General features: G+C 37.9%; 20 protein-coding genes. 13 read left to right on the top strand and 7 right to left on the bottom strand.

The genetic code is table 11. The features are described from left to right. Window positions 1-93: 93 nt before the first annotated feature. Both motA and motB read left to right on the top strand, forming a co-directional pair. Window positions 94-897 (top strand): flagellar motor stator protein MotA, encoded by an 804-nt coding sequence (motA, locus tag ACIPKN_RS20465; RefSeq protein ID WP_400939556.1) that lies wholly within the window; start codon window positions 94-96, stop codon window positions 895-897. Further along, window positions 881-1,651, top strand: coding sequence for a flagellar motor protein MotB (gene motB / locus ACIPKN_RS20460; protein WP_400939553.1), 771 nt, complete (start codon window positions 881-883; stop codon window positions 1,649-1,651). Before motA ends, motB begins: the two co-directional genes overlap by 17 nt. Window positions 1,652-1,718: 67 nt before the next feature. On the opposite strand, the gene ACIPKN_RS20455 is transcribed toward motB, so the two are convergent. After that, window positions 1,719-1,940 carry a DUF1128 domain-containing protein gene (locus ACIPKN_RS20455; RefSeq protein ID WP_142510762.1) on the bottom strand — a complete coding sequence of 74 codons (222 nt, stop codon included), beginning with the start codon at window positions 1,938-1,940 and terminating at the stop codon, window positions 1,719-1,721. A 435-nt stretch (window positions 1,941-2,375) separates the two neighbouring features. On the opposite strand from ACIPKN_RS20455, the gene ACIPKN_RS20450 reads away from it, so the two are divergent. Together ACIPKN_RS20450 and ACIPKN_RS20445 are read left to right on the top strand one after the other, a co-directional pair. Beyond that, the gene (locus ACIPKN_RS20450) at window positions 2,376-2,702 is read left to right on the top strand and encodes a YtxH domain-containing protein (RefSeq protein ID WP_400939551.1); all 327 of its coding nucleotides are present in this window, start codon (window positions 2,376-2,378) and stop codon (window positions 2,700-2,702) included. Between the two features lie 23 nt (window positions 2,703-2,725). Beyond that, the gene (locus ACIPKN_RS20445; protein ID WP_400939548.1) at window positions 2,726-3,664 is read left to right on the top strand and encodes a YihY/virulence factor BrkB family protein; all 939 of its coding nucleotides are present in this window, start codon (window positions 2,726-2,728) and stop codon (window positions 3,662-3,664) included. Window positions 3,665-3,719: 55 nt separating this feature from the next. On the opposite strand, the gene ACIPKN_RS20440 is transcribed toward ACIPKN_RS20445, so the two are convergent. Together ACIPKN_RS20440 and ACIPKN_RS20435 are read right to left on the bottom strand one after the other, a co-directional pair. Next, window positions 3,720-5,624, bottom strand: coding sequence for a heavy metal translocating P-type ATPase (locus ACIPKN_RS20440; protein WP_400939546.1), 1,905 nt, complete (start codon window positions 5,622-5,624; stop codon window positions 3,720-3,722). 512 nt (window positions 5,625-6,136) lie between these two features. After that, on the bottom strand, window positions 6,137-7,675 hold the full coding sequence (locus ACIPKN_RS20435; protein WP_400939544.1) for a fumarate hydratase: 1,539 nt from the start codon (window positions 7,673-7,675) through the stop codon (window positions 6,137-6,139). A gap of 263 nt (window positions 7,676-7,938) precedes the next feature. On the opposite strand from ACIPKN_RS20435, the gene ACIPKN_RS20430 reads away from it, so the two are divergent. Beyond that, complete coding sequence (locus tag ACIPKN_RS20430) at window positions 7,939-8,730, top strand: YwqG family protein (protein WP_400939541.1); 792 nt, start codon at window positions 7,939-7,941, stop codon at window positions 8,728-8,730. A 188-nt stretch (window positions 8,731-8,918) separates the two neighbouring features. On the opposite strand, the gene ACIPKN_RS20425 is transcribed toward ACIPKN_RS20430, so the two are convergent. Then, window positions 8,919-9,104 (bottom strand): SE1561 family protein, encoded by a 186-nt coding sequence (locus ACIPKN_RS20425; protein WP_049668848.1) that lies wholly within the window; start codon window positions 9,102-9,104, stop codon window positions 8,919-8,921. A gap of 364 nt (window positions 9,105-9,468) precedes the next feature. Here ACIPKN_RS20425 and ACIPKN_RS20420 point away from each other — a divergent pair, with 364 nt between their 5' ends. The 3 genes from ACIPKN_RS20420 to ACIPKN_RS20410 are packed head-to-tail and all read left to right on the top strand — an operon-like array spanning window position 9,469 to window position 10,618. Next, a complete protein-coding gene (locus tag ACIPKN_RS20420) occupies window positions 9,469-9,696 on the top strand; it encodes a hypothetical protein (protein ID WP_400939539.1) in 228 nt (75 codons plus the stop codon). After that, window positions 9,684-10,187 carry an MFS transporter gene (locus tag ACIPKN_RS20415; protein WP_400939537.1) on the top strand — a complete coding sequence of 168 codons (504 nt, stop codon included), beginning with the start codon at window positions 9,684-9,686 and terminating at the stop codon, window positions 10,185-10,187. The genes ACIPKN_RS20420 and ACIPKN_RS20415 overlap by 13 nt, the downstream gene beginning before the upstream one ends. Beyond that, entirely contained in the window at window positions 10,085-10,618 is a 534-nt protein-coding gene (locus tag ACIPKN_RS20410) for an MFS transporter (protein WP_400939534.1), read from the top strand. Before ACIPKN_RS20415 ends, ACIPKN_RS20410 begins: the two co-directional genes overlap by 103 nt. 411 nt (window positions 10,619-11,029) lie before the next feature. Here the strand turns inward: ACIPKN_RS20410 and rlmD are convergent, their stop codons facing one another. Together rlmD and ACIPKN_RS20400 are read right to left on the bottom strand one after the other, a co-directional pair. Beyond that, window positions 11,030-12,409 carry a 23S rRNA (uracil(1939)-C(5))-methyltransferase RlmD gene (gene rlmD, locus ACIPKN_RS20405; protein WP_400939532.1) on the bottom strand — a complete coding sequence of 460 codons (1,380 nt, stop codon included), beginning with the start codon at window positions 12,407-12,409 and terminating at the stop codon, window positions 11,030-11,032. Window positions 12,410-12,453: 44 nt separating this feature from the next. After that, on the bottom strand, window positions 12,454-13,272 hold the full coding sequence (locus ACIPKN_RS20400; RefSeq protein ID WP_400939529.1) for a polysaccharide deacetylase family protein: 819 nt from the start codon (window positions 13,270-13,272) through the stop codon (window positions 12,454-12,456). Window positions 13,273-13,530: 258 nt separating this feature from the next. Here ACIPKN_RS20400 and recX point away from each other — a divergent pair, with 258 nt between their 5' ends. From recX to ACIPKN_RS20385, 3 genes are read left to right on the top strand one after another with little or no spacing between them, the layout of a single operon-like run. Beyond that, on the top strand, window positions 13,531-14,334 hold the full coding sequence (gene recX, locus ACIPKN_RS20395; protein WP_400939527.1) for a recombination regulator RecX: 804 nt from the start codon (window positions 13,531-13,533) through the stop codon (window positions 14,332-14,334). Continuing rightward, window positions 14,331-14,660 carry a YfhH family protein gene (locus ACIPKN_RS20390; RefSeq protein ID WP_142510770.1) on the top strand — a complete coding sequence of 110 codons (330 nt, stop codon included), beginning with the start codon at window positions 14,331-14,333 and terminating at the stop codon, window positions 14,658-14,660. The genes recX and ACIPKN_RS20390 overlap by 4 nt, the downstream gene beginning before the upstream one ends. Next, window positions 14,661-14,930 (top strand): YfhJ family protein, encoded by a 270-nt coding sequence (locus tag ACIPKN_RS20385; protein WP_142510771.1) that lies wholly within the window; start codon window positions 14,661-14,663, stop codon window positions 14,928-14,930. It abuts the gene before it with no gap. Between the two features lie 39 nt (window positions 14,931-14,969). On the opposite strand, the gene ACIPKN_RS20380 is transcribed toward ACIPKN_RS20385, so the two are convergent. Beyond that, complete coding sequence (locus ACIPKN_RS20380) at window positions 14,970-15,956, bottom strand: metal-dependent hydrolase (protein WP_142510772.1); 987 nt, start codon at window positions 15,954-15,956, stop codon at window positions 14,970-14,972. A 208-nt stretch (window positions 15,957-16,164) separates the two neighbouring features. Here ACIPKN_RS20380 and mutY point away from each other — a divergent pair, with 208 nt between their 5' ends. After that, window positions 16,165-17,199, top strand: coding sequence for an A/G-specific adenine glycosylase (gene mutY / locus ACIPKN_RS20375; protein ID WP_400939522.1), 1,035 nt, complete (start codon window positions 16,165-16,167; stop codon window positions 17,197-17,199). Window positions 17,200-17,283: 84 nt separating this feature from the next. Next, on the top strand, window positions 17,284-17,463 hold the full coding sequence (locus ACIPKN_RS20370) for a gamma-type small acid-soluble spore protein (protein WP_142510774.1): 180 nt from the start codon (window positions 17,284-17,286) through the stop codon (window positions 17,461-17,463). The last annotated feature ends 292 nt before the right edge of the window (window positions 17,464-17,755 follow it).

Raw genomic sequence — 17,755 nt, 5'->3', positions numbered from 1 at the left:
TCATCGAAAAAAATGTGAAATACATTTATACTATATTAAAATTATGGAAAAAAGGACGAAATAAAGCTTAATAGGAGATTTGGAGGTTCTAGAATGGATATATCGTCGATTGTAGGGTTAATACTTGCGCTAGTAGCGCTATTAACAGGAATGGTGCTAAAGGGTGTAAGTTTAGGTGCATTTTATAACCCAGCTGCCATTCTAATTATCATCTTCGGTACAATTTCCGCAGTAACAATTGCCTTCCCAATGAAGGAGTTAAAGCGTGTACCAAAGCTATTTAAAATTCTTTTTAAAGAAACAAAATTAGCGGATGATATTGAGATTATTAAGATGTTTTCACAATGGGCTGATTTAGCTCGCCGTGAAGGTCTATTGGCGCTTGAGAGTAAAGCTTCAGAAATAGAAGACCCATTCTTAAAAAATGGGCTTACATTAGCAATTGATGGTCAGAATGCGGACTATATTCGTGATGTCTTAACAGAAGAAGTCGAAGCGATGGAAGAACGTCATGCTAGTGGTGCTGCAATCTTTACACAAGCTGGTACATATGCCCCGACTTTAGGGGTACTTGGTGCGGTAGTAGGGTTAATCGCCGCATTAGCAGATTTGAATGACATAGAAAAGCTTGGACATGCTATTTCAGCTGCTTTTATGGCTACATTATTAGGTATTTTTACAGGTTATGTTTTATGGCATCCATTTGCGAATAAATTAAAACGTAAATCAGCTATCGAAGTTAAGCAAAAAAGAATGATGATTGAAGGCATCCTTTCTGTCTTAGAAGGGGAGGCTCCACGCGTTATCGAACAAAAATTATCTTCTTACTTAACAATGGAAGAACGTCGTCAAATTTCTCATGAAAGTGGGGCGGGCGGCCTTGGCAAAGAAAGCTAAGAAAAAAAAGCATGATGAACATATCGATGAGTCTTGGCTAGTTCCGTATGCAGATATTTTAACACTGCTATTAGCTGTATTTATCATATTGTTTGCATCCAGTTCAGTAGACCAAGAAAAGCTAGAGAGAATGTCAGCGGTGTTTAATCAAGTATTTGATGGTGGAACAAGCTTTTTAGATCAGCCTTCACCGGTAAAAAGTCCGAATGCGGATAGTGACCAAACACCACAAACGCAACAAAATTCAGCTTACTTGAAGGATCAGCAGGAGTTAGCTCAAATTAAAGATAGTGTTGATAATTTCATTGCTGTTCATGAGATGGAAGGTCAATTCGCAACAGCGATGACTGATGAAGGGTTACTTGTTACAATTCGTGATAGTATCCTGTTTGATTCTGGGAAAGCGGACATTAAACCAGAGTATAAGACAATAGCAAAAGAGCTTGCAGATGTGTTGGTATCTAATCCACCACGTAGTATTGTTATTACTGGTCATACGGATAATGTTCCAGCTGGACCAAACTTCTCTTCTAACTTACAGCTCTCGGCGTTACGTGCGGTGAACTTCGCAGAAATTTTATTGCAGAGTAACTCGAAGTTAGATGGTCGAAACTTTAGTACACAAGGTTTCGGTGAGAACCGTGCCGTTGCACCAAACGATACTAAAGAAGGACGTGCGAAAAATCGTCGTGTAGAAGTGTTAATACAACCACTTGTAACTGAGGATGGTTCTGCCGTAAAAAGTACAAAATAGAAAAAAGCTATTAGCAAACGGCTTTGGTGCCTTTATTGCTAATAGCTTTTTGTTTAGAAACTTTTATTTATTTGCGTAAAGCGCCTAATTCAGCAACGATAGCTTGCATCTCGCTCGGACTAAATGTATCGCGCTTCATGATCATTTCGTATAAATAGACTAGGTCATCGTAATTAGCCTCATCGAAATTTTCCGATTTCATCGCATCAACATTAACCATGCGAAGCTTGTCTTTCATTTGATCAATCATATAAATAACGTTTTCTTTTGACGGTACTGATAAATCCATTATTTAAACCTACCTTTCGTTATCCTCGAAAATATCATTTCATTGAATAAAAAAAATGTCAACACTGTATTTTGACATTGCTTTAAAAATAGACTGTTATTGGGTAGAATAAGGGCAGTAAGTAGTTTAACATCTGTCGGCAGGTGTTCAAACATCCGCTTAATTAGAGGAACTCAGTCTAAGAACGCCGCGTCCAGTGACAATTTATCTGTGCGAAAGCGAAGCGACAGCAACAACAACAACGCACGACTGAGTGACCAACATCATACTAAAGTTGTCTCTACGCTTTCGAGCAAAAAACATCTGCCGCTGACGCTACGCTTTCGCGCAAAAAATATCTGTTGGCCTAAAGCCTCCGGACGTAATTATGCCGAGGCATAATTGATTTATTACTCTAAAAAACAAATACATTTACTAAAGCAGGGGGTATTTAATATGGGACAAAGTAAATTATTAGCATCTATCGTAGTTGGTGCCACAGTTGGTGCTGCGTTAAGTATGTTGGACCGTACAACGCGTGAAAAAACAATAGCTTCAACGAAAAAGATGAAAGAAGCAATATCGTATTATGCAACCAACCGAGAGGAATTACAAGTTCTAGTTGAGGAAAAAGTATTGGCCACTAAAGTGCTATGTGAAAGTGTTTCAGAAAATGTCAACTCAATCATTGATAAAGTTGATGAGTTTAAAGATTTACCTTCCACGATCGAAGGCATGATTAATGACACGAAATCAGCCTTTTCTTTACCTAATAAAGAATAGTTGTCGTACAGGAGGGAATTTGTATGGAGAAGAAAAAAGCTTCGATACATTCAGCTGTCGGTGTGGTGAAATCATTTGTCTCACCGGACGAAGATACTGTAGATGTGATGACATCAAGAGGCTTTATGCAAGATTTACTACTACGCTTACGACGAGCAGAAATATCAGCTCTTGCAGCGCAATTGGCTTATTTCTTTTTACTGTCTTTTTTCCCGTTACTAATTTTTCTAGTTACATTACTACCATATTTGAATTTAAAGTCGACGCAAGTGTATTCATTTCTAGTGAATATAATGCCGGACGAAGTGTATAGGCTTATTGAAAGTACATTGGATGAAATTTTAACAAGCCGAAATAGTAGTTTATTATCTGTCGGGGTACTTGGAACAATTTGGTCTGCCTCCAAAGGAATTAATGCATTGATTAGAGCCTTGAATAAGGCTTATGACACAGAAACTAGGGCGAGTCTACTAGATCGAGGGCTATCCCTTGTTTTCACCTTGGTATTTGTCGTTGTTATTGCTGTCGTTCTACTGTTACCGGTTTTTGGGCAACAAGTGGGGCATTTCTTATTTTCGATTGTTGGCATTGAGGAGCAGTTTGAAATAATCTGGCATAGAACACGTTGGTCGATCCCACCGCTACTTATTTTTATAGTTTTAATGGGGATTTATAGATTTATTCCAAATACAATTCCTCGTTTGAAGTTGAGGGGAGTTTGGCCAGGTGCATTATTTTCAACTATTTCCTGGGTGGCAGTAACATATGCTTTCTCCTTTTATATTAATAATTTCGCGAATTATTCCGCTACATATGGCAGTATTGGTGGCGTTATTATTTTAATGCTGTGGCTATATTTCACGGGAATTATTTTAATTTTTGGTGGCATTTTAAATGCGACGATGCAGAAAAAAGTATTGAAAAAAGAACTTATGAGGCAGGAGACACTAGCAAATAGGTAGGAATATGAAAAGAATAGCCTCGTATCACGCTTTGTGATACGAGGCTGTTTGTGTTTTAGGCGTTTTTATTAAGCATACGTAAGCCATTTAAAATAACTAAAATAGTGCTTCCTTCATGTCCGATTACGCCAAGAGGTAAATCGACGACCTGTAAAAAGTTTGAAGCAATTAATAAAACGATAACGCCTATAGAGAAGAAAATGTTTTGTTTGATGATGCGTTGCATTTTACGTGATAAACGTACAGCATAGGCAATTTTTGATAAGTCATTTTTCATTAAAACGACATCTGCTGTTTCTAAAGCAACATCTGTTCCTTCTCCCATCGCAATTCCGGTAGTTGCAGTTGCTAATGCAGGTGCATCATTAATACCGTCACCGACCATCCCTACAAATTTATGTTCAGAAAGGAGTCGTTTCATCTCAGTCACTTTTGTTTCAGGGAGACATTCTGCAACGTATTCTGTCACGCCTGCTTCTTTGGCAATTACCTTTGCAGTCTTCTCGTTGTCGCCTGTTAACATGACAACATCAATGCCTAGCTCTTTTAGTAATGATATTGCTTTTTTTGCTTCACTGCGAACTGTATCTTTTAGGGCTGCCAATGCGACAATGCCGTCTTTGTCACGAATGAAAATAACACTTTTTCCTTCTGAGGCAAGGCTTTCTGCTGCGCCATTTGCAAATTCGATTGCCTCATCTAGACCAACAAAGTCTGGTTTCCCAACAAGATATTCGACCTCATTAATGTTACCTTTGATACCCCAACCTGGGATATCTTCAATAGTGGCTTGAGGAAACTGTGTGATACCTTCTTGTCTTGCGAATAAAGTAATTGCTTGTGCGAGTGGGTGGTTCGATTGTGCTTCAATACCTGCAAGGATTGTTATTGCATGTTCACGGTCTAATCCTTCTCGAACAATAAAATCAGTAATGGTTGGTTTACCTTGTGTTAAAGTACCTGTTTTATCTACTGCTAATGCACGTAATACACCTAGATGCTCTAAATGTAAGCCTCCCTTGAATAATACACCGTGTTTAGCACCATTTGAAATTGCTGCAAGTGTTGCCGGCATAATGGATGCCACAAGTGCGCATGGAGAAGCAACTACTAGGAGTACCATTGCACGATAGAAAGTTGTTGTCCAGTCCCAACCGAGAACGAAGTGAGGTAGAAACATCATAATGGCAACGGAGAGTAGCGCAATTTTTACATAAGTACCTTCGAATTTTTCTATAAACTGTTGAGATGGAGACTTTTCACTCTGAGCACTTTGTACAAGTTGGATAATTTTTTGGAAAAGTGTTTCTGAATTTGGTTTTGTCATTTCCATCGTAATGGCGCCATTTAAATTCACAGTACCTGCAAATACCTCGTCGCCTTCATGTTTTGCCACTGGGAGTGGTTCACCGCTTATTGCGGATTCATCGATAGAAGACTGTCCTTTGAAGATCACGCCGTCTGCTGGAATACGTTCACCAGGTTTTACGAGTAGGTGATCTCCAATTTGTAATGTAGAGATAGAAACTTTCATTGGTTCAAAGTTCCCTCGTACAAGCCAAGCTTCTTCGGGTTGTAAGTTCATGAGTGCAGAAATTTCACGATGACTTTTATTCATTGCGTATGTTTCCAGAGCACCACTTACGGCAAAAATGAAAATTAGAATAGCGCCCTCTGTCCAATAACCGATTGCAGCTGAGCCAACTGCAGCTAATACCATTAATAGTTCAACATTAAGTTCTTTATTTTCAATGGTTTCTTCGATGCCTTCTTTTGCTTTAGCGAATCCGCCGACACAAAATGCAACTATATATAAAATAATAGAAGCTGTCGTTTGCCCGCTAGTATCTAAACGCCATGCAAGCAAAATAAACAGACCTGCTATCAGGGCAGCAATTAATTCAGCATGCTCTTTTGTTTTCTCAATTAAATTAGAATTTTCTCGTTTAGAGTGTTCCACTTTTATTCCTCCTGATAATGAAAATCAATATCAAAACCCATATAAACCAATGTATATAAACAATGTCTAATTGAAAATCGCTATCGATTAGCTCCTCTCTAATTTAGAATTATTATAACAAAGGTATTTGGAAAAAGAAAGTAAGAAATTTGAAGGGATTTTTAAAGAGTGGGGATAAAAGCAGGCCGGGATTGAGATGGAGGCGATTTGAGGATTTTTAAAATAATTTTTGAACATAAGAAAAGCACAGTTATTCATAGGAATATTCTGTGCTTCTCAAACTTGTGCAGGCTTATCACTATAAAGTGGGGCTGATTTCCGGTCTGGCTAGGCGCTTGGGCGTCTAGTCTTCACTTCAATCAACTGACATACGTTTTAATAAATGTCATACCTAACTTTTGGTGATGAGCCATAAATTATTAAGTTATAAATTCGTTTTTGCAGTATAGCTGATGCTATGTGTACTCCACAGTTTAAAAACTATTGTTACTATTCAACGTAAAAAGCTCTTATTAGAATACTCGTTCTGCGTGTAGGGCAAGTTTTTCTAGGGATGATTTGTCTACATCTGCGTGTAATGAGTTACCGTGAGAGTCCATTGTTACAACAGCCGTGAACTTCTCAACGTTTAAATGCCACATTGCTTCTGGAATACCGAATTCCATTAGGTCAACGCCTTCAACACCTTTAATGCAGTCTGCGTAGTATTGTGCAGCACCACCGATTGCATTTAAGTAAACGCCACCGTGCTCTTCTAATGCAGCAAGTGTTTTTGGTCCCATACCGCCTTTACCAATTACAGCGCGGATACCGAATTTTTTCATGATGTCACCTTGATATGGCTCCTCACGAATAGAAGTAGTTGGACCAGCTGCTTTTACTGTCCAGTTACCTTCTTCGTCTTTTGCCATTACAGGGCCACAGTGATAAATAACTTGTCCATTAAGATCAACTGGAGCATCATGGCTCATTAAATGATGGTGAATTGCGTCACGGCCAGTATACATACGACCAGTAATCGAAACAACGTCACCAACTTTTAGAGCGCGAATTTGCTCTTCAGTAATTGGTGCAGTAAGTTCCACTACATCTGTAGTAGTATCTTCTGTTGTTGCTGCAACTTCATCTTCTTTAAATGTAATTTTTTCGCCTTCTTGATAATGCCAGTTAATAATTTCACCAGTTTGAGGATTGATGTCCACAGCCATACGACGGTATGCCCAGCAGTTATAAGCTACTGATACGTAGAATGATGCAGGGATACGGTGCATAACACCAATTTTACAGCCTAGTAATGTTGCTTCACCACCGAAGCCCATTGTACCGATACCAAATGTGTTTGCAGTTTTCACTACATACTCTTCTAATTTAGCAAGATCAGCATTTGGATTTGTATCTTCCACATGACGGAATAATTGTTCTTTCGCTAAGTCGTAACCAGAAGAGCGGTCTCCACCGATACCTACACCGATGAAGCCAGCTGAACAGCCTTGACCTTGTGCTTGGTATACTGAGTGAATGATACATTTACGGATACCATCTAAATCACGACCAGCGCGGCCAAGACCTTCAAGCTCACATGGTAGGCTATACTGAATGTTTTTGTTTTCACAGCCGCCACCTTTAAGGATTAACTTAATTGTGATGTAGTCTTTTTCCCATTGTTCGAATTTCATAACAGGAAGACCGTCACCAAGGTTATTACCGCTGTTTGCGCCTGTTAATGAATCAACCGCATTTGGACGTAATTTTGCATCGGCAGATGTATCACAAATAGCTTTTTTAATAGCTTCTTTAATTTCTAATTGGTTTACACCAACAGGAGTATAAATTTTGAATGTTGGTAGACCAGTATCTTGACAGATAGGTGATACATTATCTTCTGCCATAATAATATTAGTTGAGATTGTGTCTAAGCTCATTGCAGCACGAGTACCAGCATTCTCAGCATCTTTAGCTTTCTTAATTGCACGACGTACGTCTTTTGGTAGATTAGTAGATGTTTCAGTAATTAAATCGTAAAGACTTTTCTCCAAAGTTTGGATATTCATTTAGTATTGCCCCCCATAGAAAATTTGATTATTTCCACGATACATTATACTCTTTTCAACTAATGAAAAAAAGAGTTCAACTCATTGTGGTCGGAATTAAAGGTCTATTCTCAAAAAGAGGTCATTTAAATATGAAATTATGTATCTATTGTTTAGGTGGGCGGATCACTTTTGAAGCCGAGCTGATCAAATCACCATAAAGATTGCTGGCGAAGAACGTTTGTTCTATAATAAATATAAAATTTCCTTTAGGAGGTAATATTATGAAGTTACTTAATTTACCTGAAGTATTTGAACAATATCGGACTGTAATAGAGGAAACGATACAGCCCACTGTATTTATTGAAACGGAAGAACGAAAAACATCTTTATTTGAAAGTAAGTTTGCGGGTGATCCGTATTTTCCTCTTTCAATGGAATATCCGAAAAGTCCTGAGGGGCAACCATTAAAATTACTAGCACAAATTAATTTTGCAGATGTATCTAAGCATTTACCGAATTTCCCTGAAGAGGGGATTTTACAGTTTTTTATTGATGGCTATGATGATGTATTAGGGATGGACTTTGAGAATGGCCAAAATCAGGAGGGCTTCCGCGTCATTTTCCACGAACATATTGTCAGTGATGAGCTGCAATTAGTTCAAGACTTCTTATTTGTTGAAGAGAAAGAAAAAGAATTATTCTTTCCAGTTGAAAAAGAAATGGCATTGTCTTTTGGAACAAGCTACGAACCATTATCAGCACATGACTTTAGACGTGAAAAACTATATGCGAAGATCCTTGCTAATATAGAAGACAATGATATTTTAGTAGACTCATTTTATGAAACCTTAAATAGTTCAGGTCATAAAATTGGCGGATATCCATTCTTTACCCAAGAAGATCCAAGAGCATATGGCGACTATATAGATTCAACAATTTTGTTACTTCAGATTGATAGTGTAGGCGAACATATTGTGTGGGGGGATGACGGGGTTGGAAATTTCTTTATTACTAAAGATGACCTTAAACGAAAGGATTTTAGTAAAGTTCTATATAATTGGGATTGCTATTAACCGGAAATGGAACAGAAAAAAGCAAGTGGATATAGCACATCCGCTTGCTTTTATCTTCATTCAGCAAATCTTTTCTGTACGAAAGTGAAGAGTTAGTTATAAAAGACTTCCTGAAGATAAGCCTCCGGCGGATGTCTCGGGATTTTGATATTCGGACGCAATTACGCCAAGGAGAAATTGATTAGTAGTTATTGTTCACGAGCATTAAATTGCTCCATTTTGTCTTCTAAATCATCCATCATTTGAATTAAACGATCGATATCCTCTAATTCAGTTGTTTCAGGATCAATTGCATCTAAAACTTCTAAAAACATTTCAAGACGCTCTTTTAAGTAGTTCATTTGCTGTTTTTTATCAGTGATTGGATTTGACATAGATACACCTCATTTCATCCCCTTCATCTTAGCTGATTTGGGACTAAATTTCAATGTTTAGGTAAACACCTAGGACTAAGCGATTATTTTGCGAAAATCAATAGACCGAATATTTACAATATTGAGGGCGTGTGTTAAATTAATATTAAGAAAAAGTAAAGGAGCTGATTTCAAAAATCAAAAAACTCTAACTCGAAAAGGAGGGAGTTTAAACAAGTACTCGGCCGATGTAAAAGCCGAAATTCGTGTTTATACAATTAAATGGAGATAAGTGTTAGTTAGGCCTTAGCGTAAAATCACATGTGGTGAGCGCTAAGGCTTTTTGTATGCTGTTATTTGGAAAAACGACTTGATGTTGGAGGGAATGATGACATACTTCTCAGATTACAGCAAAAAAAGATTTGCCATTCTAGTGTTAATTGTATCTATTTCAGGCTTTTCACAAGGGATGCTATTACCGCTAATTTCAATTATTTTCGAACGTGATGGAGTATCCTCTGCGTTGAATGGATTGAACGCAACAGGTCTATACATAGGAACTTTATTAATCTCACCGTTTATCGAGCAGCCATTACGAAAATGGGGCTATTAATAGGCGATGCACTTGTCTTCGCTTCACTGCTTGCATTTCCCTTATGGAAGAGTGTGACTTTTTGGTTTACCCTCCGCTTACTCATTGGGATAGGGGATCATGCATTACACTTTGCAACACAGACGTGGATTACAAGCACTACGGATCATAAAAGCTTAGGAAAAGGTATGGCCATTTACGGCTTGTCTTTTAGTACAGGTTTTGCGGTAGGTCCTTTGATGGTGAAACTTATACAAGTTTCAGAAGCATTACCGTTTATTGTGTCCTCGATTATGTGCTTATTAGCATGGGCTTTTGTCTTCCTTTTACAAAATGAAAAACCAGAGAGATTAACGGGAGACTTACATGCAAGGGGGTGGCATCGTTATAAAATGGCTATTGCATTCGGGTGGATTGCATTTTTAGTGCCATTTGTTTATGGGTTTTTAGAATCTTCTTTAAATGCCTTGTTCCTAGTTTATGCGTTACGAAAAGGTTTCGTGTGGATATGATTCCTATTATTTTATCAGTCTTTACATTTGGTGCGATTTTGACACAAGTACCACTTGGAGCTATGGGGGATAAAGTAGGACGACGCAATGTCTTGCTGATAGGTTCATTTGGTGGGACTGTTATTTTTGGCATTGCAAGTTTTGTAGAGCATTCACAAATTGCAGTAGCTGTAGCATTTTTCTTTACAGGTACATTAGTCGGTTCGATGTTTTCATTGGGTATTACTTTTATGGCTGACTTAACACCAAAGGAGTTACTACCAACAGGAAATCTGCTTTGCGGTATTGCTCTTAGTATCGGTAGTTTAACAGGGCCATTAGGAGGCGTTTATTTAGAATATGTAAATTACAGCTTCCTTTTATTAGTGGCGATGCTTTTGCTAGCTATAGCCATTGTTTTATTAGTCTTTGGGCGTTGTTTTTTGGAATGATTCTTGAAGCGGAAAAAAGAGAGTCAGCTCGGAGACTTTTGGGTATTTTAGACAAAATAAAAGAGCGGGGCTCATCTTCCCGCTCATAAAACAAAAAAACGCCCAGCAAATCCGTGCTGTTATGGCGTTCTTTGCGTGACAAGGATGTTCCGTCCAAGTCACATAGGTTTGGCACCTAGAATGATATTATACAGACAAGTTAACATAAAATCAAATAATATTTGTAGATAAGTAATATTTGGACTTTGGATCTCTATATAATAGAAGAACACTAACTCAGATGAATTATAATGAGGAGATCGCAGAATATATATAAAAATTATCGATCCACGATGCAGCTGCTAAAGCAATAGAAATTCTCATTTAGAATGTTAAAGGGCGTCACTCATTTTTTGAGGACGCCCGTTTTTATTACTTATTTTTCAATACTAGCTTCGCCACACATTCCACCTGTGCGGTTTGTGCAAACATATCCACTGGCTGAATATACTCCACATCATAAAACTTCGATAAATCGTTTAAATCCTTCGCTAAAGTTGATGGATTACACGATGTATAGACAAAGCGCTTCGGTTTTAGCTTCAACACCGTGCGGATGAATTCTGGTGCTAGACCTGTGCGTGGTGGGTCAACTGTAATAACATCTGGTGTAAACCCTTCCCTGCGCCATTTTGCTAGGACACTTTCTGCTGTGCCGACTGCGTATTTTGTATGCTTGAAGCCATGGTTTCGTGCATTTTTACGTGCATCCTGAATGCTTTCTGGAATAACATCCATCCCGCGAACTTCTTTTGCTTTGTCAGCCAGCCATAAGCCGATTGTTCCAACACCGCAGTAAGCATCAACAACTGTTTCTTTGCCTGTTAATGCTGCTGCTTTTTTTATTTCATCATAAAGATGGACCGTTTGTGTTGGATTCAGTTGGAAAAAGGCGCGAGCTGATAAATCAAAGGCTAATTCTCCAAGCTCCTCATGAATTGTTTCCTTGCCATCAAGGACAATTGTTTCATCGCCAAAGATTAACGATGTTTTCTCACGGTTAATATTTTGGGCAATCGAAACAATACTTGGATCGATTTTTTTAATACGTGCAATGAGTTCCGCTTGATGTGGAATTTCCTTACGTGTTGTAACGAGCACGACTTGTGTTTCATCAGTACGAATTCCTGTACGTACAACAATCGTACGTACTAAGCCATCAAGTGTACGACCATCATAAATAGTAATATTCAGTTTTTGTAAAATTTTACGCGTTGCAACTGTGATTTTAGATGTAATCGGATGTTGAACAAGGCAATCATTGATGTTCAGTAACTTGTTACTACCTTCTGCAAATAACCCTGCATAGACACGCTTACCCTCTTTACGTACTTGATACTGACTTTTGTTACGATAATTCCATGGATTATCCATCCCTAAAGTTTTGCGAACTTCAACTGTATTAGCTAAAGGTTTAGCGTAACGTTCTAATGCTTGAATTACGATATCACGCTTTTCGATTAGCTGTTTTTCATATGTCATATGTTGAAGCTGACAGCCGCCACATTCGTTGTAGACTAGGCATGGCGCTTCTTGGCGATATTTTGAAACTTTGCGAATAGTTACTATTTCTGCTTCGGCAAAGTTTCGCTGTGTTTTAGTTACTTGTGCTGTAATTTCTTCACCAGGAATAGCGCCTTTTACGAATACCACATTACGCTTATAAAAGCCTACTCCTTCACCGTTAATACCAAGTCTTTTTATTGTTAGAGGAAATTTTTGTCCTACTTCCATTGTTGTTTGCTGCGTCAAGCGATCCACGTCCCTGTTCTTTTAATATCATCTCCCCATTATAACTAAGGAGTAGACGATTGCAAAGCGACAGGAGAATCTTCATATTCTAAAACTAAATCGTCAAGGGATAAAAATGTATAGCCTTGTTTTTTCGCTTCGGCAATAAACCTTGGGAGAGCTTCTGCATTATCTTGTGCAACTGTATGCATTAAAATAACAGCGCCAGGGTGAAGCTGTTCCATTAATGCATTATACGCATAATCTGCGCCACGACGGACATCCCTTTCCCAATCCTTAAAGGCAACAGACCAGAAAATATGACGATAGCCCTCAGCATTTGCTACCTCTAATAATTTCGCATTAAATGTACCTTCAGGTGGTCGGAAGTATGTTGTACGCTTTATACCAGTCAATCCCCGAAGTTTATCGTCAAATTTTTTCCATTCTGTACGCATAGCATCTGGCGTTAATCTCGCCATATTTGGATGTCCATATGAATGGTTGCCGATTGTGTGGCCATCTTTAATCATGCGTTTCACTATATCGGGGGCACTTTCTAAATAATGACCAGTTAAAAAGAAGGTGGCTGGTGCTTTTTCCTTCTTCAATGTATCCAAAATGCTTTCTGTAAACCCATTTTCATATCCGTTATCAAAGGTTAAATAAGCAATTTTTTTATCAGGCTTACCTTTATAAATAGCACCATATTTCTCAAGTAGCTGATCAAGCTGTGCTCCAGCTTCAGCTGGTTCACCGTTTTTTGCTTTCTTTAATCCCCAATGGTATTCATCAGAGCCAGAAGCTGAAAATGGATTAAAGCTAATCGCCGCGGCAATAATAAAAGTAGCGATGACCGCACCTACAATATGCTGTTTCCACATGTAAAAACGCATCCTTTCTTTTTCATTAGAATGCGTATTTTTAAAAAAATTATCCTATTTAATTTAATGCATAAATCTTGAAGAGGAAATTAAACGTAAAATGATGTTTTTCTAAAAGAATATCCTCGAAACTGGAAATTACTCGTGAAACGAGAGAATACCGAAATAAAAGTAAATACCCACGCAAAACGGGAGCATACCTCCCACAGAGCAATACCCTCGAAAAATGTTATAATGGTCAGTAGTGAGGTGTTACAAATGCGTATTATTACGAAAATTGCACGTCAAAAAAACAACCCAGAACGTTATAATATATATTTGAACGAAGAATACGCTTTTCCTGTAGATGAGGCAATTCTCATTCAATTTGGATTAACGAAGGGAAAAGTTCTTGAGGAATTTGACATTCAGGAAATTGCCTATGAGGATGAGATTCGAAAAGCTTTTAATAAAGGGTTAAATTTTTTGTCTTATCAAATGCGCAGTGAGCATGAGGTCAAGAAAAAGCTTCTCTCGTTGGAATTTGGGGAAGCGGTTATTTTAGAGGCTATCCAAAAGCTTAAATCATACGGCTTTTTAAATGATGAAACTTACTCCAAGGCGTTACTCGATACGAAAAAAGCTACGATGAAAAAGGGACCTAAGGCAATTAGGCAAGACCTTATGAAAAAAGGAATTGATAAAAGCTTACAGGATGAGGTTCTTGCTACGTATAGTCATGCGGAACAGGTTAAGCTTGCCACACAATTGGCTGAGAAGGTCGTTCGATCAGAAAAAAAGAAAACCCCAACACAAGTAAAAGCTAAAATTCAAGATTTTTTAATGCGAAAAGGTTATTCTTTTAATGTTGTAGATGATGTGCTCAGTCAAATAGAGATTGAGCAAGATGAAGATGAATGGCAACAGCTACTTGATGGACAAGGCGAAAAAGTTTGGAAAAAGTATTCATCGAAGTATACTGGTTATGAATTGAAAATGAAAATAAAGCAGGCTCTCTATCAAAAGGGGTTTCCTATAGAGGTTATAGATCGTTTTATAGAAGAGAAGGAGAATGAGGAATGAACGAAAAAAATTATGCTGCAATGTCAGAGCACGAATTACGTGAGGAAATAGCAATGATAAAGGAAAAGGCACGTAAGGCGGAACAGCTAGGTATCATTAATGAATTCGCAGTATATGAGCGTAAGGCTTTAATGGCTGCTGCTTATTTAGTAGATTTGGAGACAATAATTCCTGGAGAAATGTATCGTATTGACGGCTCTGAAAATGAATTTTTTCAAGTGGATTATTTAAAAGGTCGCTTTGCTTGGGGACATCGCTTGGGAGGCGAAAAATATCAAGAGGCTTTACCTGTTTCCATGCTATCTCCTGTAAAGGTGGGCAAATAAATGGAAGAAAAAATTGAAAAACTAACTGCTGAATTACTTGCAAAAAACCCGCAAATGTCAGTAGGACGTGCACGAGTATGGATTGAGCTTTTATGGAGTGATTTTGAATCGACTTCTGCAAAAGCAGGCTACTCCTATCGTGGTGCTGATTACACTGAAAATTTAGTGCGTCAATTAATTAACAGCTACGGTGATAAACTTCATGCATTTGCAGGACGCAATCCTAAATACGCACATTTACTCGATGCTAGTGATGATATGGTACAATAACAAAACCCTGACCAATATTTGGTCAGGGTTTGCTGATGTTTAATTACTTGCGCCAACCTGTAATTTTTTCTGGAGTTTATCTTCGGTAAAAATCCAGCCTGTGTATGAAGTGATAATCTCATTGTCATCGTTTAAATGGGCGACAGCAACAAACGGATAGCGATTATCACTACGGTAACGCAGATCAATTAATCTTACTTCTGTTAAGCCATTATCGAGTTCTGAAATTTCCCAGCGATACAATGGTGAGAATGACACGAAAGCAGCGAGATTGCGATCTTTCAATGCTATTTCGATAAGAGGCGTTTTCGGTAAAGGTTTTATTTCGAATTTATCATAAATATTAACAGTTCGCCCATAAGCGCGCCCAACGTAATAATGCGTTTTGGATTTTGCTGCAATTCGCCAGTGGAAGAATCTCATTGTAGGGGCTACAATGACATACTCTTCATCTTGTATGGTATTATGCACAGCGTTCTTTACAGCTTTTTGGACTGTAAAGCGTAAAAAGTAGTAAACGATAATAATGAGATACATGATACTAAATGTCCAAACTGGATTTGCACCAAATGCCCAAAGTAAAATGCCAAGGCAATGTAGTGTAAAAATAATTGGATCAAACGTATTAATGACACCAAGTGCAACCCATCTTCTAGAGAATGGTCGAAGTGCTTGTGTACCATAAGCGTTGAAAATATCAACAAAGACATGAAGTGCTACAGCTAAAAATGTCCAAAGCCATAAATGAAACACATTTGCGTCTTGAATAATAAGTGCTAAAACCGCTGTAATTAATATGGGCCAAAGAGCTACTGCTGGTAGTGAATGTGTAATACCTCGATGATGTCGAATATAAACGGCATTGTTGCGTAATTTTAACACTGTATCGACATCAGGTGCCTGTGAGCCAATAATCGTACCTGCCATTACTGCGGTAAAGGTCATTGAATGATCTGCTACAACGGGGTCGATTAAAGCAAGACCTCCGAGGGCAATACCCATAACGAAATGTGTACCTGAATCCAAAAATATCCACTCCTTGTATGCAACAAAAAAGAGTACAATTGCATACATGTATATTTCAATAATCCGTAATACGTGATATTTACAATTAAGAAAGTTGTTTTAAAGCTTGAAAAAATATGAAGTTTTTTGTCGTTTTTGACAGATAATCTTTTCTTAATTGTATACTCTTTTTACCATAAATAAAATCGTAAAGACGCAGGAGGTCACTGTGAATTATCCATATGTAACAGAATTTCGACAATCTTTAGTCGAATGGTTTAATGTTGAGAAACGTGATTTACCTTGGAGACATACTACGGACCCTTATAAAATCTGGGTATCGGAAGTGATGCTCCAGCAAACACGTGTCGACACAGTTATTCCTTATTACAATCGTTTCATGGAAAGTTTTCCAACATTAGAATTACTCGCGGAAGCTCCGCAAGAATACTTATTGAAGCATTGGGAAGGCCTTGGCTATTATTCCCGTGCACGTAACTTACAAGCGGGTGTCCGTGAGGTATTAGAAAACTACGGTGGGATAGTACCCGATAATCGCCACGAGATTTCAACATTAAAAGGCGTAGGCCCATATACTGCTGGAGCTATTTTAAGTATTGCCTATAATAAGCCCGAACATGCGGTTGATGGCAATGTTATGCGCGTTTTAAGTCGTGTGCTTACTATTCATGATGATATAGCAGTTCCAAAGACTAAAAAGGTTTTTGAAGCGGCTGTTGAAGAATTGATAGATCCCGAAAATGCATCGTCCTTCAATCAAGGCTTAATGGAGCTTGGTGCACTTATTTGTACGCCAACCTCACCAAAGTGTTTATTGTGTCCAGTTCGCGAATACTGTACCGCTTATAATGAAGGTGAGCCAGAAAAATTACCTATCAAATCAAAAAAAGTAAAGATGAAGTATATCACATACGATGTGCTTGTATGCCGAGATGACGAAGGTCGATTTTTATTAGAACAGCGAACAGCAGAAGGTTTACTAGCTAACCTATGGCAGTTTCCAATGCTTGAGCACGGTAAAGATTCAATAGATACATTTCTTAATGATTATGCTATGAATGTTCAATCGCAAGAAGATTTGCTAACATTTAAACATGTTTTTTCACATTTAACATGGCATATAAATAGCTATTTTATGAAATGCAATTCAGCAGTAAAGGGCGAATGGCTGACTCGAGAGCAAATAGAATTATTACCAATGCCCGTTCCAATGCTGAAAATTTGGCGAGAAATTAAGAGTTAATCAAGAAAATAAAATTTATAAAAATTTATGAGCATAAAAGCATTCACCTCGGTACACAATAATGAGCGTGGAGGTGAATGAATAATGAAAAAGCAAAACAACAACCAAAATTTACAACCGAATAAAAACATGCAACGTCAAAGTCAAGAATTTGGTTATGAAACAGACGTTAATGAAGTGCAAAAGCAAAATGCTAAAGCAGAGCAAAACAAAGCTCAAGCTTCAGGTAACTTCAATAAAACTAACCAAGATCTTGGTGAATAACACTTTGTAATTGCATAATTGCATTTACCTCTTAGGAGCTGTCTAAAATCGAAAAGATTAATAAAGGCAGCTCCTTTTTAATTTTTATATAGCAAGATGAGAAAATTGATTGGGTAGTTGAGGAAACTGCTCAGATAGAACGAAGAACTGATCGGAAGCGAGGAAGAAAGGCTTTGATTCAGAAAATCCGATTTGTTTATAAACACAAGCAAAAAAAATCCAATTGAAAGGTTGTTATGATCGAAATTTTGTACAAATTTAAAAGAGCGCAGGGAAATTTTGTGGTTTTCTA

Origin of the sequence: Lysinibacillus sp. NPDC086135 (assembly GCF_044746345.1) — a bacterium.
In the GTDB taxonomy this organism is placed as follows: Bacteria; Bacillota; Bacilli; order Bacillales_A; family Planococcaceae; genus Lysinibacillus.
The sequence above is the reverse complement of the archived record's forward strand: the minus strand, read 5'-3'. Positions and strand labels throughout refer to the sequence as shown.